The following is a 22,270-nucleotide window of genomic DNA, read 5'->3' on the forward strand; positions in this document are numbered from 1 at the left end:
CTTTAAACCAGAATTATTTAATTATTAATTATTAATAATTAATAATTGGGTAAGTTAGAATCTAACTCAAAAGTAAATGTGGGTACAGAATTTATTATTCGGATTCCCATGCATCAAATTTCTACTAAAAATTCTCAATCAACTTTGGAATTAGAAGATAATAATCAAATTTAAGTTTAAACAGTATAATTTATTGAAGATGGAAAAAGTGGATTGGGATTTCCTCTCCTAGCAATTGTATAAACCGTTTATACGGTGAACTATTAAACCCATCAGGGAAAAGATAAATTATAATTTATCCTTTTTTTTAGAAAATAAATATTATTTAATAACTCCAAGGATATATGTTGACTATAGCTGACCAAAAAGCAAGAATTCTGATTGTTGATGATAATAGAGATAATTTAAGGGTATTATCTGATTTTCTTGATGAAATAGGATTTGAGGTATGGGTGGCTCCTTCTGGTGCAATTGCCATTGAACGAATTGAATATGCAGTACCTGACTTAGTATTACTGGATGTAATGATGCCAGAAATGGATGGTTTTGAAGTCTGTTCTATACTGAAAAATAATCCCTTGACTAAGGATACTCCAATTATTTTTATGACTGCTCTTTCAGACATCTATGATAAGATTAAAGGCTTTGAATTGGGTGCTGTTGACTATATAACTAAACCATTTCAACAACAAGAGGTTTTGGTTCGGATTAGACTTCACTTAAAATTACATTTTCTCAAGATAACACTGGCAGAAAAAAATGAATTATTGGAGGAGTTAATCCAAAATCTAGAGCAAAAAGTTATACAGGGAAATAACAATTTAGAAAAAGCAACTGTGGAATTACATGAAACCCAAGCTAAGTTACTCCAAAGAGAGGTTAAGTTACAGTATAATTCTTTCCACGATCCTTTAACAGGTCTACCAAATAAAGCTAGATTTTTGAGTCAACTTAATCAGACAATTGAGTTTAGTTTAAATCACAATTATCATTATGGTTTACTATTGCTTGATATAGATCGTTTTAAGTTAATTAATGATAGTTTAGGGTATTCTAAAGGAGATCTATTACTCCAAGAAATTGCTATTAGGCTACAAAATAGCATAGGAGTTAGTAACTTAGTAGCAAGGCTGAGTAGTGATGAATTTGTAATTTTATTAGAGGGAATAGAACATCCATCTGAAGCTACTGAATTAGCGGAACGTATTCAGCAAGAATATTTACAGTATCCTTATGAGTTAGACGGTTACCAAATATTTGTTAAGGCTAGTATTGGCATTACTTACAGCTTTTTTGGATATCATAATCCAACTGATGTATTTAGAGATGCAAACATAGCAATGCAAAAAGCTAAAGATTATGGAAAAAAAGGATATGCTGTATTTGAACCTAAAATGCAAGTAGATCTTTTAGAACGTTTAAATTGGGAAAATGAGCTACGTCAGGCGATTAAAAAACAGGAATTATGTCTGCACTATCAACCAATTATTAATATTGTAAATAATTCATTGAAAGGTTTTGAAGCATTAGTTCGTTGGAATCATCCTAGTCGCGGACAAGTTTATCCAGGAAAATTTATTCCAATTGCTGAAGAAACTGGATTAATAGATGATATTGGCTGGTGGGTTTTGGAAGCAGCTTGTCAACAATTAAACTTGTGGCAACAACATCTTCCTGAGTTTCAAGGTTTAGTTTTAAATGTTAATCTTAGCCCCTCACAACTAACGGCAGTAGATTTTATTCAACAATTAAAAATAATTTTAGATCAGAATAATGTATCAGGAGAAAATATAAAATTAGAAATTACAGAAAGCTGTCTTTTAGAAGGTGTTGAAAATCGGGATAAAATTTTCGATCAAATTAAAGATTTAGGCGTTAAACTTTGTATAGATGATTTTGGTACAGGATACTCTTCTCTGAGCCGTCTTCATGAATTTCCTATTGATACATTGAAAATTGACCGATCTTTTGTACAACGAATTGATCCTAGTTCAGATAATATAACTATTGCTGCTATTATCACATTAGCTAAGAGTCTAAATATGGATCTAGTTGCAGAAGGAATAGAAACACCTTTACAGCGAGATAAACTGAAAGATATGGGTTGCGAACTAGGTCAGGGTTTTTTATTTGCTCGACCTTTAGAATCTCAAGCTGCAACTAGGATAATTCAAGATTTTAACAGACAATCGAAAGTTACAGATGAGAGCTGTTGAGTAAACCTTAATAATATAAAATTTGATATCTGATTAATATCTTACTTTTGGTAGTGGTGCATTGTAATTATTTCAGTAAGATTATAATTATAATTTCAGGGGATACTAATATTTATTATAGAAGACTACCTTACTTTTTATTAGGTAAAAGTATCTAAGAATAATTTACTTAAAATTTACTTATGGTCATTAATTCGTATTTACAAACAATGTTTCATTACTCAAATAAACACCTTGATTTAAGTTCGACTTTAAGAGATTTAAATCTTCATAATATGCATATTGAAATTCATCAATTAGGAGTTGTAGCTGCTGAAATTTTTGAAGAAAATAAGCTACTTCCAGGTATTATTTTGACAAATTTGGGTGAATTTTTTGGGATGATTTCTCAACAGCAATTCGTCAAAACTTTGAGTCGTCAATATGGAAGAGAAATTTTTTTAAATCGTCCTATTAGTGTGTTATACGATTTTATTAAGTATGAATTATTAGTACTGTCTGGAGATACATCTATTGTGGATGCTGCTTATAAAGCAGTAAAGAGACCTCAAGAATTAATTGGTGAACCGATTGTTGTAGAAGTTTCCCCAGAAAATTATCAAGTTTTAGAAACTAAAAATTTACTCATTGCTCAATCTAATATTCATCAACTTGCTAAAAATTTATTGCAGCAACAAACTCAAGCACAGCTTATTCAAACTGAGAAACTTGTAATGTTAGGACAGATGGTAGCAGGTTTAGCCCATGAACTGAGAAATCCGATTAATTGTGTAGCAGGTAATTCTAAGTTTGTATCTGGTTATTATCAAGACTTGATTGAATTGATTAATACTTACGAAGAAAATCTTTCCCAAGAAATAGAAGAAGTTGAAGATTTAAAGCAAGAGATTGACTTTGAATTTCTCAAAAAGGATTACATAGAGATGATGAATAGCATCGAAATTTCGGCTGAACGAATGATGCAATTAGTTAGTAGTCTCCACAGTTTTTCTCACATGGAAGGAACTAAACGCCAAGAAGCAAATATTAATGACTGCCTTGATAGTACCCTATTAATCTTAAAAAATCGTTGGAAGCATAGCGAGGTTGAAATTATTAAAAATTATGGTGAGTTACCATTGATTTTGTGTCATCCGGGTCAGGTTGGCCAAGTTTTTATGAACTTGATTACTAATGCTCTTGATGCTCTTGAAGAATATAAAGAAGCAAACAGTCAACCTGCTAAAATATGGATTTATACTGCAGTTAAACATTTATCTAAAAATCCAGATAAAAATGTGGGTAAATCTGTTAATGAAGTAGAAATAAATGCTATTTCTAAGATGGAAGGTAGTGTGATTTATACTCAGGATAATCAACCAATTTATGATTGGCTCTCAATTCGTATTGTTGATAATGGCCCTGGTATTCCCTACAAAATTCAAGAGCAAATTTTTGATAGATTTTTTACGACAAAAGCTGTTGGTAAAGGTACTGGTTTAGGATTAGCAATTACCCATCAAATTGTTGTTGACAAGCATAGGGGAAAGTTAAATTTGAATTCTACTCCTGGAGTGGGAACTGAATTTGAAATATTGTTACCCATAGACTAATTATTCTCGATACTAATAGTACAGGTTCATTAATGGATAATGGATAATTACCTATGGTTAAAACTATCAGATTAAATATAATAAAATATCCTAGTGCAGGATGACGGAAATAAGTGACCAGTGACAAAATACTCAAAGCCTTACCAATCAAAACTTCTGAATTCTGAATTCTGACTTCCGCGTAGCGGTACTAGCACTTTTTTTTCCCTTGAAATAGGAGTCTTTAAAGGGTGAATTATTTAATCAATAATTATTAATTATTCGATCAACAAGCATAAATACTGGGCAATAGATCAATATTGGTATTATATAAATCTTTTCTACATCTATCGATAATAAAGCTTCTAAAATATTAGAACCGCTATACAACAGAACTATTACTAATTATTATCTTTAATCCATTTCCTAATTGAAGTAACGCTAAAAGGATTATTTTTACGATTCCTATAACCCTCAAATTCTAACTTTTCAGCTATATCTTTATAGTTAAACCCATCTTGATAAAGTTCTAAAGCTCTTCGTTTGTGATACTTTAGAGAACTCTCTTTTGAAGAGTGGGGTTGATTTACCTGATTGGACTGGGAGTCTGCAATCAGGTTGATAACTTTCCCTCAGAAACGAGTTGCTTTTTTTTCTTATCTTCAGAATCAAAAGAATCAAGCCATTCCTCAACGATCAGTCTACAAATTTCTGTTGTTGATTTTCCCATTTGTTGGGCAACTTTCTCTAACTTAGGCATTTTCTTTTTGCTAATTCTCAGACCTATAGATTTTTTGGTCAAGGATTCTGGGTCTTCTTTAAATGTCCCATTAGAGTTTCTTGGCCTTTGTTTTTTCATAAATTTAACCTTTGCTAGGCAATGCTGAGTTGTATTTTAGCAATGGATAGAGAGTTTAAGAAGTATAAAATAATCGCTATATTGCTGCCCAGAAGGCACTCATGGACTTATGAAAAGTTTACTAATACAGCTTTTCAGCTTGTAGCAATGTCATACCCATTAAGGTGTTTGACTATATATAGGTATAGACAAATTTCTTGAATATCTTGACATCCATTGCTAGCCTTGGCTATCATATAAATTGTAGGTGTAATGGGCATTAAGAGTCTTCTTGAGCAGTAAATTTAGAAATTTATTGAAAATGGCTTTAAATCTCGCTACGCATCTATTACTGAGTCAGATTAATTAATTAGGAGAAATATAAATGAATATCCAAGAAACAATTATTGAGCAAACCTGTGAACAATTTAAAATTGATCCCAATAATTATAATCAGCAACTTTCAGTAGAAAAACTGAAAGATATTATCCGATGTACAACAAATAAAATGCTAATGGCACATTTTCAAGTTTTACTAGATAATTATCTCGAAAATACTGATAGAAATTCTGCTCTGCATCAACTTAGTATTTTAGCAGATATAAGCTCTGAAAATGATGCTGATGAAATCAAAGATTTAAGTAATTATAATAATATCAGCAAACAAATTGCTAATATTGAAGTAAGATTTCTAGAAACAAGTATGGGCTTAAAAACTTAGTTTTAATGATTCATATCAAATCCGTTTGATTAGACATAAAAAAATTATTCGATCCTCATAACTACTAAATATTTGTAATTTTTTCTTATCCTAACTCCTGATTCCTAACTCCTGACTCCTAATACCAATTCACTTTAAGGATGTCACAAATAGTTTCAAACTTTAAATATCAAATAATTTCCTGAAACTTTTGTGAGTGTCAAAGTTTTTAGCATATCAAATCTGGCATTCAGAATTTAGAATTCAGAATTCTAAATTCAGTGAAACAGTATAACTCCTGACTCCTAACTCCTAAAGACTTAACCCATCTATAACTGTTTAACCAGATTTAATATCAATATTTTGTTTGAATTTAAGGAAAAAATAATAGACTTCTTGCAGAATTCAGAGAATAGGGAGATGAAATTGTTTATTTTATATCTTGAATTGATTTAATTAAAACTTTTGTAAGACGTCTAATAAAAAACTATCCCAATAATTTTTTCTTGGCAAAGTTTCAAGAAATTTATCTTGCTCAGTTTAATGAAGCTACTCACAAAAAACTATTGAATAAATGGAGCATTGACTTAATCAAAGAATAACGATATAATTCATATTTAAGCGTAGTATAAATTTAATGAATGCGGTCAGCTTGACCGTCAATGCCTGTGGATGAGTAACCGCCGAGGGCCTTAGTAGAAGCAGGAAGTAAACTTCAAGTTGTCACGTTATGTGACGCTTTGTATCAGTTTTATGAAGCAGAAAGCACTTCAGCAACGACAACGAGCTGAACAAAAGATAGAAACTAGAAACCAGGTTTATATTAAATGTCCTGCCATGCTGACATCTAATATAAACCCTGTTTTTTATAACACTCCAAAGCAAGCAGATTTTATATTAAACTAAACTCCGAGCAGGTTGATGACTTTGAATTGCTTTCATATACTGCGCTCTTTCAAATGCACTCTGATCGGGACAGTTAATTTGACTCATGCTACCACGCATTTGTGCAATTGATTCATATTCATTTTCTTCCATCCATTTAATCATGTCTGTTTCAATAACTTTAATCTGATTAATTCCATGACGTAATAGAGCACCCACTACTTGAGTTACATTAGCACCTGCCATAATCATTTTAATTACATCTTGCCCTTTTTGTACACCGCTAGTTGCTGCAAAATCTACTTCTAACCTACCGTACAAAATAGCTATCCAACGCATAGGTAAACGCATTGCTTGTGGGGTACTTAATAACACATTTGTCACTACTTCTAACTCTTCAATATTAATATCTGGTTGATAGAAACGGTTAAACAAAACTAACCCATTTGCTCCAGCTTCTACAAGCTTTTTCGACATATTTGCCATGTTGCTGAAGAAGGGACTAAGTTTAACAGCAACAGGAATATTTACCTGGGATTTAACAGCTTGCAGAATATTAATATAATTCTGTTCTACTTGTTCTCCTGTCATATCCATATTAGTAGGGATATTGTAGATATTTAATTCTAAAGCATCTGCCCCAGCAGTTTCTAATTCTTTGGCATAATTAGTCCATCCCCCAATTGTTGAACCGTTAAGACTGGCAATAATAGGAATATTTACCATTTTTTTTGCCTCACTAATATGGTTTAAATATTCGGAGGTATCTACATGAAATATTTCTGGTTCTGGAAAGTAAGTTAGAGCTTCGGCAAAACTTTCTGTACCGTATTCTAAATGATGGTGTAATTCTAATTTTTCTTGTCGCAGTTGTTCTTCAAATAAAGAATGTAAAACTACTGCTGCTGCACCTGCATCTTCCATGCGTTTGAGATTATCTAAATCTTCGGTTAAAGGTGCTGCTGCTCCCACAACTATGGGGGAGCGTAATTGTAATCCTAAGTAATTTGTGGTAATATCCATGATTAATTTTTAAGGAAGAAGGAAAAAGGAAGAAGGAAGAAGGGGGAAGAAGGGGGAAGGAAGAGGGAAAAAGTAGTAGACTGATACTTATGCAATGCAATGGTGCGTTATGAACGATTATTAAATGTCTTTGACAGTCTAAATTTTAGAAGTAAATACGCACCCGCACCTTACTAGACTTTCCACCCACACCTGCCACACTTACCAAACCTCTTTCTAATAACTGTTAACTGTTCCGACGCAGGTTGCCTTAAGGAAGGAAACCCAACAAACACGACTCTATATTTTGCGTAAGTCCTACTGATAACTGTTAACTGTTATGTTGTTGGGTTGGGCTGGCGCTTTTCATGTCGGCGACAGCCGAAACCCAACCTACAATTTTAGAAATATTAGCTATTGGTGGTTTTTTCTGATGTTTTAATACTATCAGATTTACCGTTACCGCTACCATTTCCATTGGGCATTTCTAGTTTGCGGGATGCCAAATACTCATACATCGCATAACGAGTATTAACATCTTCCTGCGCTTGTGCTAATAAATCTTTAGCATCACCAGGTTTGCTCTTAGTTAGCATTTTGAACCTGTTCTCTTGATACATTGACTCACCAACAGGTTTCTTGGGCGATCGCGAATCCAGTTGCAAAGGATTTTTCCCTTGTTGTACTAAGTCTGGGTTATACCGATACAACAACCACCTACCGCTTTCTACAAGTGCTTTTTGATTACTCATTGCCGTGGTCATATTAATACCATGAGCAATACAATGACTATAAGCAATAATTAATGATGGACCATCATAAGCTTCTGCTTCTAAAAATGCTTTCAGGGTATGTTCGTCTCGCGCTCCCATTGCTACGCTAGCAACATAGACATTACCGTAAGTCATTGCTATTAAACCTAAATCTTTTTTCCCTGATGGTTTCCCTCCCGCTGCAAACTTAGCAACTGCCGCCCGGGGAGTTGCTTTGGAAGACTGACCGCCTGTATTAGAATAAACTTCCGTATCCATTACCAAAATATTGACATTGCGACCGCTAGCGATAACGTGGTCTAAACCTCCGAAACCAATATCATACGCCCAACCGTCTCCGCCGACTATCCAGACTGATTTTTTCACCAGATAATCTGCTAAAGTCAACAGTTGCTTTGCCTCTGGAGAATCTACCCCTTGCAATTTTTCTTTGACTTGAGCGACTCGTTGCCGTTGTTCCCAAATATCTGCTTCCGAGTTTTGGGAAGCTTTCAGAATGTCAGCAACTAAATTATCTCCTATAGTTCCCCCTAATTTTTGCAATAACTCAGCAGCAAACTCGGCGTGTTTGTCAATGGAAAGACGGAAACCAAAACCAAATTCGGCGTTGTCTTCAAACAGACTATTTGACCAAGCAGGTCCACGACCGTCGGCATTTTGCGTCCAAGGAGTTGTTGGTAAGTTACCGCCGTAAATAGAAGAACATCCCGTAGCATTAGCAACAACAGAGCGATCGCCAAATAGTTGACTAATTAATTTCACATAGGGAGTTTCACCACAACCAGCGCAAGCACCAGAAAATTCAAACAAAGGTTCTTGCCATTGTTGTTGACGAATTCTGTCGAGATGGAGAGAGCGACGGTCTGGGTTGGGCAAATTCAAGAAGAAATCCCAATTTTCCCGCTCCTGTTCCCGTAGTGGTAACTGGGCTTCCATATTTATTGCTTTGCGGGAAGGCATAGATTTATTTTTCGCCGGGCAAATATCCACGCAAACACCACAACCTGTGCAGTCTTCTGGAGCGACTTGAATAGTAAATTTATGTCCGGTAAAATCTTTATCTTTGACATTAGTAGACTTGAAAGTTGCCGGAGCATTAGCTAAATTAATTTCATCATAAGCTTTACCACGAATGACGGCATGGGGACAAACCATCACACACTTACCGCACTGTACACAGACATTGGCATCCCAAACAGGAATTTCTTGAGTAACGTTGCGTTTTTCCCATTTAGTTGTTCCGGTTGGGTAAGTACCGTCGCAAGGTAGAGCGCTGACTGGCAGTTCGTCACCTTGGCGAGAAATCATTTTACCCAAAACTTCCCGCACAAACTCTGGAGCAGTTTCAGGAACAGCTGGCAAACGGTGCAGAGCGCTACTAACTTCCGTCGGAATTTTCACTTCATAGAGATTATCCAAAGTATTGTCAACCGCTTGCAGGTTCATGTTGACAATTTCTTGACCTTTTTTACCGTAGGTTTTTTGGATATATTTTTTAATTTGAGCGATCGCCTCTTCCCTGGGCAAAACATTAGCTAAGGCAAAGAAACAAGTCTGCATCACTGTATTAATGCGACCCCGCATACCACTATCACTAGCAACTTTATTAGCATTAATGACATAGACTTTTAAACTTTTGCGGATAATTTGCTCTTGCACTTCGACAGGTAACTTTTCCCAGACTTCATCAGCACCGTAAGGGCTATTCATCAAAAAAGTAGAACCGTTTCCTGCTGCCGTGAGAACATCTAATTTTTCGATAAAACTCCATTGGTGACATCCCACAAAATTAGCTTGGTTAATCAGATAAGTTGAACGGATAGGGTTGGCACCGAAGCGGAGGTGAGAAACAGTCACAGCGCCAGATTTTTTCGAGTCGTAAACAAAATAACCTTGGGCGTAGTTATCAGTTTCTCCCCCAATAATTTTAATTGAGTTTTTGTTAGCACCAACCGTACCGTCAGAACCCAAACCATAAAACATCGCCCGCACAACATGATCTGGTTCGAGAGAAAAATTAGCATCGAAGGGGAGGGAAGTATTACTAAGGTCGTCATTAATACCTACCGTAAAATGATTTTTCGGTTTATCCGCACTCAGGTTATCAAAAACGCTCATTACCATTGCCGGGTTAAACTCTTTGGAAGATAAACCATAACGACCGCCTACTAATTTCGGCATTCCCCCTTCCCATTCTTCGTTCAGAGCAGTAACTATATCTTGGTAGAGGGGTTCCCCCGTTGCACCCGGTTCCTTCGTGCGGTCGAGAACAGCAATTTTTTTCACTGTTTCCGGTAATGCTGCGACTAAACGTTTGGCATCAAAAGGTCGATATAATCTAACTTTGAGTACCCCAACTTTTTCACCATTAGCAATTAAATAGTCAACAGTTTCGTGAGTAGTTTCGCCACCAGAACCCATGATGATAACGACTCTCTCCGCATCAGCAGCACCGTGATATTCAAAACATTGATATTGTCGCCCTGTCAGTTCGGCAAATTTATCCATTGCCCTCTGCACAATATCTGGAGTTGCAGCGTAGAAAGGGTTAACACTTTCCCTCGCCTGGAAATACACATCTGGGTTTTGAGCAGTACCCCGTAAAACAGGGCGGTCTGGAGTCAACCCCCGCGCGCGGTGAGCAAAAACCAGGTCGTCATCTATCATTTCCCGTAAAACTGTTTCTGGCAACAGTTCAATTTTTTGTACTTCGTGGGAAGTGCGGAAACCATCAAAAAAATGAATAAATGGTACTCTTGCTTCCAGAGTTGCTGCTTGCACAATGAGAGCAAAATCTTGAGCTTCTTGTACAGATGCCGAACACAACATAGCAAAACCAGTAGCGCGACTTGCCATAACATCGCTGTGGTCGCCAAATATTGAAAGACCTTGAGCTGCAAGAGAACGAGCAGCAACGTGAATAACATTACAGGTAAGCTCCCCAGCAATTTTATAAAGGTTAGGAAGCATTAATAATAATCCCTGGGATGCAGTAAATGTAGTCGTCAGGGAACCCGTTTGTAGAGAACCATGTACGGCACCCGCTGCTCCCCCTTCACTCTGCATTTCAACCACACTAGGAACTGTACCCCAGATATTCGGTGTCCCCTGAGATGACCAAGCATCCGCCCATTCACCCATTGGTGAGGAGGGGGTGATGGGATAGATGGCAATAACTTCATTGAGTTTGTGGGCAACACGGGCAACCGCTTCGTTGCCGTCTAGTGTTGCAAAAGTTTTACTACTCATTATGTTCTCCTGTTTATTTAAAATCTCAGAACTTACGCAGAAACCGGGTTTATGGATAAAATTTAGTAATTTGAATAATCAAGACAATAAACCCGGTTTCTTGTTTGTGTGCGTAAGTCCCGATCTCTGGTTGTTTACAAATATTATGAATTTGTTTAGTAGTTTATCAATGGCCAACTCCTGAAAATTATACCTCTTTCTTACTTATATAAATTTGCCTTTTTTTATCAACCTAAACCTTTATATTTATCATCATAATAATTCATTTTTAAACAATACAGGAGTTGTTTTATTTCGGAAACTATTTGAGAGATAATCCACTGAAAAGACCTATTTAGATAGACAATTAGGATATTGGGACTAAATATTTTTTTTATATCTCTTACTTTTATTATCCGACTATTTCTTCCTAATTGAACCATGACTTAAACTTTTTTTACAAAACTTGACTTCTGCATAAAATTTTACAAAAATTTGGAAAATAAATGCTAAATTTAAACATTCTTTTTCAAAAAAAAACTTTAAACTTTATTTAACAATAATTTGTTGAATTTGTGCTAAACTATCTTGAATATTTTCAGTTGTTTTTGGAGAAAAACTTTCCCCAAATTCAAAGTTGACTGCTGGCACTAATATCCACCAAGCGAGGGGTGTATTGTTATAGAGAATTTGACTGAGAGCAAGTAGCGATCGCGGATCTCCAGTATGTCCTATATTCAAACCTTGACTACTCTCAAGTCCCCCCGTTTCTAAGGGGGGATAGGGGCGACCTTCACAGAGAGAATGAACCTGTAAACCTTGTTCAGAAGTTGCTGGGTAAGCATCAACAAAAATAACTAATTCAGCTTGAGATATCGGTTCTGCCAATTCTGGAGTAAGTTGATGTACTGGGAACGATCGTACATTGGGCAACTTCCACTCGGCAACCAACTCTGCCACCCGTTGACCTGCACCATCATCACTACGGAGAGTATTACCGTAACCTATTATTAATATTTCAGCCATTGATTATTACCTTAATATTATTGGTAAAATTATCATAGGAACTCATCTAATTTTTTTCAATACGATCTAAATCTTCCAAGCCAAAAATTTATAGTAGTAGCGCATCTAACTTTAAAATGTCGGTTAAGTTTCGGTATCCTGGAAAACCTCTCCCCCGACCCCTCTCCTGCAAGGAGAGGGGAGGAATTATCCTTTACAAGGGTAGGTTTTTAACAAAGGAGCGAGCGATAGAACTCCGTTCCGCTAACGCGATCGCTTTGATTCAGTATAAAATCCTCAAAGTAATGTACTTTTTTATACAATAAATAGCTATAAACTCCCCCCTCCTCGCCCTCTGCCCCCTCTCCCCAAACTTCTTTTAGATCATTAGATCAAAGGTAAAAAACCTACCCCTGTGAAAGGAATTCTCCCCCTTCCCTCCTGCCCCCTTTCAAAGGCAGGGCTGTTTCATTCTCTTAAAAGAGAGATGGGGAGATAGGGAGATGGGGAGATGGGGAGATTTCCTCACTAAAAAGTCGAAAAATCATCAAATTTATCCCACAATCATTTTCGTCCATTAATCAATTATCAGTCATTTGAGCCGTACTTATCAGAATAATTACTTAGGTTTTAGTTAGCTAATTCTTTCAAATTTCAGTAAATTTAGTTGTATTTTGGCATTTTTCTACCTTCAAATCCCTCCTGCACCCAAAAAAGCTAACTTATTGCTTTTTGAAACAGCCCTACCTTTCAAAGGGGGGCAAGGGGGGATAGGAAGGGGGTTGGTGGGTTAGGTTTGACCCATAATTTTAGTCTAAATACGCTATTAGAGTTGGTTGTAACCAACCTAAACCAATAGATGAATCAAAAAATTTAATTGTTCAATTGTTTAATAGGCAAACTTAAAATTGCTAAAATCTTAGACATATTTATATCCTCTGCATTCTCAATTACCAACTCCTCATTATAAATGGCAACATTTTGACCAGAAAGTTTTGGAAAGCGCCAGATACGACCAGTCGTCACAGCACCATAAATACTTTCAGTTGTTCTATTTCTTGCTTGATTAAACCTCTGTGCTGCCCCACCATTTCCGCAATAAATTGACCTAAACCTACATTTGTACTTTCATTTTTAGCTTCAAGAATTGTTATTACAGAAGTTTCTATTTCTAAAGTGAACTCTGAAGCACTCAAAATATAGTCACAAAACCCAAGACCACCCAAATTCTGATAAATTTTCTTTTGCACAGAAAAGCCAAACTTACCATTACTGTATTTTACCCAAAGTTGGTCAATTGTTCCCTATATTTGACCCTAGTAAGGCCAATACAAAGTAAATATTATTGCCCATTTTCTAAAATTGTATTGAACACTTTTGACGATCAATTCAGGTATGAAGCAGGGAAATATAGTAGACTAGTATTGGGTATAACCTGTAACTCCTCTTTTTCGCTCCAGACTAGGGTTTTGTGCAAGAAGGGTGGGTTTGACGGATGTACTCGTGAATTTTTTTTAGCAGGATTGAATGTTATGACTCAAACAGTTTCTGTTAGTAATCAGCTCGAATCCCTGAATTTACCCATTGAACGAGATCAGTTTCTTCGCTCAATCATTCGAGAATTGGCAGGTACATTGCAGGATATTGTTGGAATTGAAGAAGCAGCAGGTTTCTTGAATGTTGTTGGTTATCGGGTAGGCCAACACGTTAATGACATCTATCACAATGGCTTGCAGCTGCATAATCTATCTCGAGAGCAAGTGGCAGCAGTCCTAGTAGACTGGAAAAAGCGTATTAAGGGAGATTTTTTCATTATTGAAGAAAGTGATGAAAAGATCGTCTTGGGTAATCGCAAATGTCCGTTTGCTGAAGAGATTGAGGGACGTGAGGCAATGTGTGTGATGACCTCTAATATCTTCGGAGTGATTGCTGCTGATAATCTAGGCTATGCCAGAGTGGAACTTGAAGACACGATTGCTAGAGGAGCACATGAATGTCGAGTCGTTGTGCATCTCAAGCCCAATGAATCATCCGAAGAATTCACAGGACAGGAATACTTTAAGAGCTAACTAGACCTTGAGATAGAAGATGAACCCCGATCAGTTCTTAAAACTTGCTCAAGTTCTGCCAGACGCCCTACTGTTGTTGACTAAGGATGGCGAAATTCTGGCGGCCAACCGTTCTGCCAAGTCACTATTTGCTAGCAAAAGTAAGAACCTTGCGGGCGAATGTCTAATGGAATTAGTTACAGATCAATCAGAGAAGGTTATTGAGTATTTGCGAATGTGTTCCCAAAGTCGTCAAATGATTTTGGGAACCCTCACCGTTCATCCACCGCAAGGAGAAAAGACAACCTACCGCAGTCAAGGAGCCGTCATTCAGCCGAGTTCCTCTGAAAATCCTGCAATTATCCTGCTGCGCTTAGAAAAACGCGATAATAGCAAATTTGTCATTCTCAATCAAAAAATTCACCAATTAAGTAAAGAAATTCAGCAGCGTCAGCGGGCTCAACAGGAACTCTCCCAGTCCAATGAAGCATTGAAGCAAACCCTATCTCAATTGCGAAATGCCCTTGATGTCGTTCAAAAAGAAAAAATGACGGGGTTGGGCCAGCTAGCTGGAGGGATCGCTCACGAAATTAATAACCCCATTGGTTTTATTTACGGTAATATCCAACATATCGATCAGTATTGTAATGATCTCATCAAGATTATTCATACCTATCAGCAAGAATATCCTGAACCCAATACTAGCATTCAAGAGAAAATAGAGGAGGTAGATCTAGAATTCCTAGAAGAAGATCTTGAAAAATTGCTGTTTTCCCTCAAAAGAGGCTCTGAACGTGTGGCGAAAGTTGTCAAATCTTTGCGAACGTTTTCTCGCTTGGATGAAGCTGATTTCAAGGATGTTGATATCCATGAGGGATTGGATGCAGCCCTAATGTTGATTCAGAATCGTCTCAGGGATGGAGATACCAATTATGGGATCAAAGTGATCAAAGATTACAACCAATTACCTTTCGTGTATTGTTCTCCTGGATCTCTGAATCAAGTATTTATTAATCTTTTGAGTAACGCGATTGATGCACTGAAAGAACTTGAAAAGAAACATGACAAATGTATCTGGATTCAGACAGAACAGTTATCGGAGAGTAAGATTGCTATTCACATTCGGGATAACGGGACTGGTATTCCGGCTGACATTCAGGATCAAATATTTAATCCTTTTTTTACAACCAAGCCAGTTGGCCAGGGAACTGGTTTGGGCTTATCAGTGACCTATCGAATTGTTGAGAGTCACGGTGGCACAATTGATGTGAAATCTGAGCCTGGTTGGGGAACTCAGTTTAGTATTCAACTCCCCATTAGATATCTTCAAAAATAGTTGAATAATTACTATAACTATCTTTATGGAGAGCGATTATAGCAGCAGCTATATTGCCTAAATTAGTAGGCGCTATATATAGTGTCTTTGCGTAAGTCCTATCGACATTAAAATCTCTGCCAGAAAATAAGCTAATTTTACCATCAAATATTTCTCTGATTTCTATCAACAAAGGTGCAATAATTAACTCTGAGCGAGCTTTTTCTGTATTATTATCAAAAGCAACTTTGAGATTACATTTGAGAATTATTTTCAAATATTCACTCGGTTCAACTAACTCGATATTAAGAAATAGATTAACCATATTAATACTAAGGTCAAAAGTCGCTTGAGCTTGATTAATAGTTTTAAAATCACTATAAGCCATTTTTAAATATTCCTTGAATCCCAAAATAATAATAATTAAATTGTTAGCAGAACCCAAATCTGGATAATTAGTTATTATAAGTCATTGCGACTGGAACGGAGTGGAAGGAAGCAATCTCAAAGGTTGCGCGAGATTGCTTCCTATCGTCGCAATGACCAGTTTTCAGCCGTATTTGATCTGACCGGAATAACGATTATATTTTACTATTTTATTTTTCTGGTTATGGAGTTAAAAATTGCTACCTTTGTCAAAGGAAATTCTAGCAGGTTGAATAGAAAAGTAGAAGTACCTTAAAACAAGAGTGATAACGCAATTTTTTAATGATGTCTAGAGAGAGAAATAGGTTGTAAAAACTGATAACTGATAAGGAAACTCAAACGCCTATATATTATAGTCTACACCTCTCTGTGCAAGAGAAGAGAGGACAATCAACACCACGACCAAACCACCAGCTACCACGGTAAACCAAAAAAACCAACCAAAAGGGAAAATGTCCCACATAATGCTTATCTAAGCTAAAAGTTAACTTAGAGTAATACAACCATTTTTCTCCTTTACGCCATTCAACTTTGTTACCAAAAGCTTTCCATACTTTCTCATTATACTTTCTCGTACCGCCTAAACTCTGATAAATTTCCTTTTGCACAGAAAAGCCAAATTTACCATCACTATATTTTACCCAAAGTTGGTCAATTGTGCGGAGGTCTATACAAGGAAATTTATCTATATCTTCTACTCTCAACCAACCTTCCTTTTCTCGCCCTGCAACTTGCAACATACAACGAGCTGTTTTCTCATCTGCTTCTTTCCATTCTCCCTCACTCAACAATTTCTTTAACTCAGTATAGTCACAACCAACATCTGACTTGAGTTCAACTTCGGGCAATGGTTCTGATTTAAGTTTAAGCTGTTGAGAAATAGCAACAGGAATTTCAGGCCAAATTTTATTCAAAGCTTCTACCGAAATAGCTAACCCCTCTGCTCCTTCATTTTCCATATTGGTAGCTACACCCAAAACACGATCGCTCAGGTCAACTACAGGTGCGCCACTATAACCTTTACGAAGGCGCTCGCCTTCATTAATTAACAAATTCCAAGCTATCACCGTCTCATTATTTTGGCGAGCGAAACGCTTTTTCCCTATAGTTCCATCAACAGTTTCCAGCATAACGTTTTTATTTTCACCATAGAGATAATGACCTGCTATCCGAAACTTTTGATTTTCTGCTTCGGATAAACTTATTAGCTGGAAAAGTGGGATACTCAGCTTTTCAACTCCTAAAACTGCTAAATCAAAACCATTAACATCTCCTGTGGCAACAACTTTTGCGGGAATATTATTAACCAATAAATTTTCCTCACCACCCACACCCTCAACAACATGGGCGCAGGTCAGTAAATAAGTATAATTATCTACCTTATAAAAAGCAAATCCAGTTCCAATAACATTTGCTTTTTTACTACTACTAATTAAAACAATAGATTCTTCTAGAGATGAACTCATTTAACTCTAATAGATATATTGGCTATAGGTATATTTAAGCATTATATGATGGTATGACAGTGTAATACAAAAAGAAGCTGTTAGACAATATGGCACAAGGAAAAATTTAATTAGGCTTGTAGTTGGGCTTTAGCCCAGTCTTTATTTAGGGCTAAAGCCCAACTATAAACAAAGACTTGCTCAATATTGAAACAAGGGAGTTAAAGTCTGAAATAATAAATATTCCTTTATGTACAGTTGAAAATTTAAGACAATATCAAAAGTTATATGAATATCATCTATTCGCAATTTTAGATGAAATTTCTAGTTATTTTGCTAACGTCAGTATTGAAGCTCGCGATCACTTTGTTCAACGTTTTGCCGATCAGTGTAGAAATTTAATTAAGAGGTTGTTTGAGAAGTCATTGATCCCCCTAAATACCCCTTAATAAGGGGGACTTTATGTTGTATTTACCCCTTTGAAAAGGGCAGCTAGGGGGGATCTAAATCTTTTCAAACATCCTCTAAGTTTTAGATAAATCTCACATAACTTAATTTTAGATTTTTTCAAGATTTTCTTAGCAATAAAATCTTGAAAATAAAGTATCAAAAACAACAAAATTCTTAACAAAAGTAACAATTAATTAATAATAAAAAATTCGTAAATAAAAACCAAGTCATCATTATCTATCCTTTATAATTTCATAAAGGTTGAAGTAGGGTGCAACAAATTCTATCGTCAATCCCATCTCAACTTCAGATAACAGAGAGGAGAATTCGGGAGAATGATAAATCTACTATGGCTTCAAGGTGGAGCCTGTTCTGGCAATACTATATCATTTCTCAATGCTGAAGAACCAAATATTTGTGACCTAATCACAGACTTCGGCATTAATGTACTCTGGCATCCTTCTTTAGGATTTGAACTTGGTACAAACGTCCAACAATTATTAAAAGATTGTATTTCGGGAAAAATACATTTAGATATATTAGTATACGAAGGAACTATAATTAACGCGCCCAATGGTACGGGAGAATGGAACCGTTTTGCCGATCGCCCGATGAAAGATTGGGTACAAGAATTATCGGAAGTTGCAGGTTTCGTTGTTGCGGTGGGAGACTGCGCTACTTATGGTGGTATTCCGGCAATGTCACCAAACCCCAGTGATTCTGAAGGTTTGCAATTTCTGAAACGGAAAAAAGGCGGATTTTTAGGAGAAGACTTCAAGAGTAAAGCTGGATATCCGGTTATCAATATTCCTGGTTGCCCCGCTCACCCAGATTGGATTTCGCAAATATTGGTAGCGGTTGCCACTGGCAGACTCGATGACATTACCTTAGACGAATTTCACCGCCCCGAAACATTTTTCAAAAGCTTCACTCAAACGGGTTGTACTCGCAACGTTCACTTTGCTTACAAAGCTTCGACCTCAGATTTTGGGCAGCGTCAAGGATGTCTATTTTATGACTTGGGTTGTCGCGGACCGATGACTCGTTCTTCCTGTAACCGCATTTTGTGGAACCGAGTTTCTTCCAAGACTCGCGCGGGAATGCCATGTTTAGGTTGTACGGAGCCAGAATTTCCATTCCACGATCTCATGCCAGGAACGGTATTTAAGACTCAAACAGTTATGGGTGTTCCCAAAGAATTACCAACAGGAGTTAACCGTAAAGATTATGCTTTGCTAACTATGGTTGCGAAAGATTCAACTCCAGAATGGGCAGAGGAAGACTTCTTTACAGTTTAAAAGCTTGTGTTTGTAGTAGGGCTTCAGCCCTATCTATCTTCGGGCTATCAAGCAACTAAGTTTCTGCTAAAAAAGCTTGTGTTTGTAGTAGGGCTTCAGCCCTATCTATCTTCGGGCTAAAGCCCTACTACGAGCTTTGGAATGATATTTAATATTGTTGTTGGGTTAAGCGACAGCGCAACCCAACCTACACAAACTGATAACTAATAACTGATAACTGAAAAAATGGTTCAAACTAAAGTACAAACATTAGACATTTCCCCAGTGGGGCGCGTTGAAGGCGACCTAGACGTAAGAGTTGACATTCTAGATGGATATGTAACCAATGCTTGGACTCAAGCTCAAATGTTCCGGGGTTTTGAAGTCATCCTCAAAGGTAAAGACCCCAAAGCTGGCCTCATTGTTACCCCCAGAATTTGTGGAATTTGCGGTGCTTCTCACCTCACCTGTGCATCCTGGGCGTTAGATACAGCTTGGCAAACAGAAGTACCCCGTAACGCTATCCTTGCTCGTAACCTCGGTCAACTTGTGGAAACACTCCAAAGTCATCCGCGCTTCTTCTACGGTTTATACGCGATCGACCTAACTAACAAAAAATACCAAAATAGTCCTTTCTACGAAGAAGCTTGTAAGCGTTTCGCAGCATTCACAGGTACTTCCTACGAACCAGGTATTACCGTTTCTGCAAAACCTGTAGAAATATACGCTCTATTCGGCGGTCAATGGCCTCATTCTAGTTTCATGGTTCCTGGTGGCGTCATGTGCGCTCCCACTCTCACCGACGTTACTCGTGCCTGGGGAATGTTGGAATATTTCCGCACGAACTGGTTGGAGCCGATATGGTTGGGTTGTTCCATTGAGAGGTTTGAACAAATCAAAACTTATGAAGATTTCATGGAATGGCTAGATGAAAATCCCGCTCATGCTAGTTCCGACCTCGGTTTCTATTGGCGCATGGGTCTGAATATTGGTTTGGATAAAATTGGTGCGGGTGTTGGTAAATATATGAGTTGGGGATATTTGCCTCACGAAGACAAATATCAACGCCCGACTATTGAAGGTCGGAATGCTGCGATGATTATGAAAAGTGGTGTCTACGATAGCGCTACAGATATTCATCAATTGATGGAGCATACTTTTACGCGGGAGAATACTGCCCACGCTTGGTATAACGAGGGTGATGGGGATGTACATCCTTTTGACCGCACTACCGTACCCATTGCTAATAATGATATTGATTTTGATGGTGCTTATTCTTGGTCAACTGCTGTATCTCACCAAGACTTAGGTCGTATGGAAGTTGGTGCTTTAGCACGGGAATTGATAGCAGGTGGCGATCATGGGGAAAGTTGGCAGTACAAAGACGGTTTAGTTTTGGATATGTTCAAGAAAATGGGCGGACCGAACGTACATTTGCGCGTGTTTGCCAGAATGCATGAACTAACTAAATTATACCGCGAAACAGAACGTTGTTTGCGGGAGTTTCAGTTGCGCGATCCTTGGTATATTAAGCCTCAAGAAAAAGACGGTCGCGGTTGGGGTGCTACTAATGCTAGTCGTGGTTCCCTCTGTCATTGGGTGGAAATAGAAGGTGGCAAGATTAAGAATTATCAGGTTATTGCGCCGACTACTTGGAATGTTGGACCCCGTGATGCTGAAGGTGTACGCGGACCTATTGAGGAGGCGTTAGTAGGTATTCCTATTGCTGATGTGAATGACCCCGTGGAAGTCGGTCATGTTGCTCGGTCTTTTGATTCTTGTTTAGTGTGTACTGTTCACGCCCATGATGCGAAGACTGGGGAGGAGTTGGCGCGGTTTAGAACTTCATAAGTAGCTGTCAGCTTTCAGCTATCAGCAGTCAGCGATAAGTTCAAAAAGGGACGTTGGATAACAAAAATGCGAGCGTCCATTTTGTGACTCTAAAAGTAAGATTATTGTAGGTTGGGTAGAACGTAGTGAAACCCAAGGAAATCTAACAAAAAATGTGAAAATGTTGGGTTACCCTTACGGGACGCAAGCTACGGTTCCTCAACCCAACCTACTTAATTACTAGGCTGACATATCTAAAATAGTGCATTACATCATTGGGGGGCGGGTTCATCTGAATATTGTTAAAACTCATAAATTTAACACGGAACCCGCCCCTACTATTGCAACATTTTAGGTGTGTCAGTCCACTACTAGATTTTGATACAATTATATCATGTCCGTTTGAATAGTTATAATTAAAGCTTGTAGTTGGGCTTCAGCCCGAACTATGTATAGGGCTAAAGCCCAACTACAAACAAAAACTTTTTTATTACTAATTATCCGGATATGATATTAATAATTAGGTGACTGGAAATACTAGAAATATGTCAAAACCTATTTCCGGGTTGTCAGTTCCGGCAAAAGCTGGACAGTCGAGATATCCAGAACAGTTCGCATCCCAAGTAAAGGGTCGAACAAAAAGAAAACTTGGTGAATTCTTTGAACTAACGAATTTAGGTGTAAACTTGACGGAACTGGAACCTGGTTCAGTATCAGCATTAATGCATCACCATTCCCAACAAGATGAATTCATCTATATTTTAGCAGGGGAACCAACCCTCCGCATTGGTGAAGTTGCCCACCAGCTAAAACCTGGAGACTGCTATGGTTTCAAAGCTGGGGCGGGAGTTGCCCACCAGCTAGTCAACGAAACCGATAATTTGGTCAAATATTTAGAGATTGGCGATCGCACTCCTGGTGACCAAGTTGAATATCCAAATGATGACCTTAAAGCTACCCAACTTGATAGTGGTGTATGGAAATTTACTCATAAAGACGGTAGAGAATATTGAGTAATTGCTAGGTTGATATAAGGCGAGCGATCATTTATCTTTTATTGTTAGTTAGTTTTAAGTATAAACCAAAACCTCCTGACGAGGCAAGAATTAATTACGCTTCTAGTTGGGCTTTAGCCCTAAATCAAGAGGGGACTAAAGCCCAACTACAAACAAAGACACTGCAAACTTTTTTTTATTTCCTGAATTGAAATTTGTTGATTACTCAATGATTTCCCATTTCCCTATTTCAAAAACTTCTAACT

General features: G+C 37.3%; 18 protein-coding genes and 1 pseudogene. 10 read left to right on the plus strand and 9 right to left on the minus strand.

Annotated features, from left to right (window positions below):
• The first annotated feature begins 45 nt into the window (after positions 1-45).
• The 3 genes from ACP6PL_RS16790 to ACP6PL_RS16800 all read left to right on the plus strand — a co-directional run bounded on the left by ACP6PL_RS16790 (position 46) and on the right by ACP6PL_RS16800 (position 3,808).
• Positions 46-174 carry a hypothetical protein gene (locus ACP6PL_RS16790; protein ID WP_426546407.1) on the plus strand — a complete coding sequence of 43 codons (129 nt, stop codon included), beginning with the start codon at positions 46-48 and terminating at the stop codon, positions 172-174.
• Positions 175-344: 170 nt separating this feature from the next.
• The gene (locus ACP6PL_RS16795) at positions 345-2,216 is read left to right on the plus strand and encodes a two-component system response regulator (RefSeq protein ID WP_426546408.1); all 1,872 of its coding nucleotides are present in this window, start codon (positions 345-347) and stop codon (positions 2,214-2,216) included.
• A 275-nt stretch (positions 2,217-2,491) separates the two neighbouring features.
• Positions 2,492-3,808: an ATP-binding protein gene (locus ACP6PL_RS16800; RefSeq protein WP_426546409.1), complete on the plus strand. Its 1,317-nt coding sequence runs from the start codon at positions 2,492-2,494 to the stop codon at positions 3,806-3,808.
• Between the two features lie 380 nt (positions 3,809-4,188).
• Here ACP6PL_RS16800 and ACP6PL_RS16805 read toward each other — a convergent pair whose 3' ends face one another.
• Positions 4,189-4,410: a recombinase family protein gene (locus ACP6PL_RS16805; RefSeq protein WP_426546431.1), complete on the minus strand. Its 222-nt coding sequence runs from the start codon at positions 4,408-4,410 to the stop codon at positions 4,189-4,191.
• On the minus strand, positions 4,401-4,646 hold the full coding sequence (locus ACP6PL_RS16810; protein ID WP_426546410.1) for a hypothetical protein: 246 nt from the start codon (positions 4,644-4,646) through the stop codon (positions 4,401-4,403). The genes ACP6PL_RS16805 and ACP6PL_RS16810 overlap by 10 nt, the downstream gene beginning before the upstream one ends.
• A 364-nt stretch (positions 4,647-5,010) precedes the next feature.
• Here ACP6PL_RS16810 and ACP6PL_RS16815 point away from each other — a divergent pair, with 364 nt between their 5' ends.
• Positions 5,011-5,346 carry a hypothetical protein gene (locus tag ACP6PL_RS16815; protein WP_426546411.1) on the plus strand — a complete coding sequence of 112 codons (336 nt, stop codon included), beginning with the start codon at positions 5,011-5,013 and terminating at the stop codon, positions 5,344-5,346.
• A gap of 876 nt (positions 5,347-6,222) precedes the next feature.
• On the opposite strand, the gene ACP6PL_RS16820 is transcribed toward ACP6PL_RS16815, so the two are convergent.
• The 5 genes and pseudogenes from ACP6PL_RS16820 to ACP6PL_RS16840 all read right to left on the minus strand — a co-directional run.
• Positions 6,223-7,233: a dihydroorotate dehydrogenase-like protein gene (locus tag ACP6PL_RS16820; protein ID WP_426546412.1), complete on the minus strand. Its 1,011-nt coding sequence runs from the start codon at positions 7,231-7,233 to the stop codon at positions 6,223-6,225.
• A gap of 389 nt (positions 7,234-7,622) precedes the next feature.
• The gene (gene nifJ, locus ACP6PL_RS16825) at positions 7,623-11,234 is read right to left on the minus strand and encodes a pyruvate:ferredoxin (flavodoxin) oxidoreductase (RefSeq protein ID WP_426546413.1); all 3,612 of its coding nucleotides are present in this window, start codon (positions 11,232-11,234) and stop codon (positions 7,623-7,625) included.
• A gap of 528 nt (positions 11,235-11,762) precedes the next feature.
• A complete protein-coding gene (locus ACP6PL_RS16830) occupies positions 11,763-12,239 on the minus strand; it encodes a hydrogenase maturation protease (protein ID WP_426546414.1) in 477 nt (158 codons plus the stop codon).
• A gap of 852 nt (positions 12,240-13,091) precedes the next feature.
• Positions 13,092-13,244, minus strand: coding sequence for a hypothetical protein (locus ACP6PL_RS16835; RefSeq protein WP_426546415.1), 153 nt, complete (start codon positions 13,242-13,244; stop codon positions 13,092-13,094).
• Positions 13,241-13,519: pseudogene (locus ACP6PL_RS16840) on the minus strand (GUN4 domain-containing protein); the annotation flags it as partial. The gene ACP6PL_RS16835 and the pseudogene ACP6PL_RS16840, both read right to left, overlap by 4 nt.
• A gap of 231 nt (positions 13,520-13,750) precedes the next feature.
• On the opposite strand from ACP6PL_RS16840, the gene ACP6PL_RS16845 reads away from it, so the two are divergent.
• Together ACP6PL_RS16845 and ACP6PL_RS16850 are read left to right on the plus strand one after the other, a co-directional pair.
• On the plus strand, positions 13,751-14,287 hold the full coding sequence (locus ACP6PL_RS16845; protein WP_426546416.1) for a methanogen output domain 1-containing protein: 537 nt from the start codon (positions 13,751-13,753) through the stop codon (positions 14,285-14,287).
• A 19-nt stretch (positions 14,288-14,306) separates the two neighbouring features.
• Positions 14,307-15,602 (plus strand): ATP-binding protein, encoded by a 1,296-nt coding sequence (locus tag ACP6PL_RS16850; protein ID WP_426546417.1) that lies wholly within the window; start codon positions 14,307-14,309, stop codon positions 15,600-15,602.
• Here the strand turns inward: ACP6PL_RS16850 and ACP6PL_RS16855 are convergent.
• Both ACP6PL_RS16855 and ACP6PL_RS16860 read right to left on the minus strand, forming a co-directional pair.
• Entirely contained in the window at positions 15,583-15,969 is a 387-nt protein-coding gene (locus ACP6PL_RS16855; protein WP_426546418.1) for a hypothetical protein, read from the minus strand. The two genes, ACP6PL_RS16850 and ACP6PL_RS16855, sit on opposite strands and share 20 nt — an antisense overlap.
• 388 nt (positions 15,970-16,357) lie before the next feature.
• Positions 16,358-17,473 carry a GUN4 domain-containing protein gene (locus ACP6PL_RS16860; protein ID WP_426546419.1) on the minus strand — a complete coding sequence of 372 codons (1,116 nt, stop codon included), beginning with the start codon at positions 17,471-17,473 and terminating at the stop codon, positions 16,358-16,360.
• Between the two features lie 176 nt (positions 17,474-17,649).
• Here ACP6PL_RS16860 and ACP6PL_RS16865 point away from each other — a divergent pair, with 176 nt between their 5' ends.
• The 4 genes from ACP6PL_RS16865 (at position 17,650) to ACP6PL_RS16880 (ending at position 22,022) form a co-directional block, all read left to right on the plus strand.
• Positions 17,650-17,901 carry a hypothetical protein gene (locus ACP6PL_RS16865; RefSeq protein WP_426546420.1) on the plus strand — a complete coding sequence of 84 codons (252 nt, stop codon included), beginning with the start codon at positions 17,650-17,652 and terminating at the stop codon, positions 17,899-17,901.
• Between the two features lie 336 nt (positions 17,902-18,237).
• A complete protein-coding gene (locus ACP6PL_RS16870; protein WP_426546421.1) occupies positions 18,238-19,200 on the plus strand; it encodes an NADH-quinone oxidoreductase subunit B family protein in 963 nt (320 codons plus the stop codon).
• Between the two features lie 225 nt (positions 19,201-19,425).
• Positions 19,426-21,030: a nickel-dependent hydrogenase large subunit gene (locus ACP6PL_RS16875; RefSeq protein ID WP_426546422.1), complete on the plus strand. Its 1,605-nt coding sequence runs from the start codon at positions 19,426-19,428 to the stop codon at positions 21,028-21,030.
• Positions 21,031-21,554: 524 nt separating this feature from the next.
• The gene (locus ACP6PL_RS16880) at positions 21,555-22,022 is read left to right on the plus strand and encodes a cupin domain-containing protein (protein WP_426546423.1); all 468 of its coding nucleotides are present in this window, start codon (positions 21,555-21,557) and stop codon (positions 22,020-22,022) included.
• Positions 22,023-22,270 lie beyond the last annotated feature (248 nt).

The organism is Dapis purpurea BLCC-M126 (genome assembly GCF_050015975.1).
GTDB lineage: Bacteria > Cyanobacteriota > Cyanobacteriia > Cyanobacteriales > Microcoleaceae > Trichodesmium.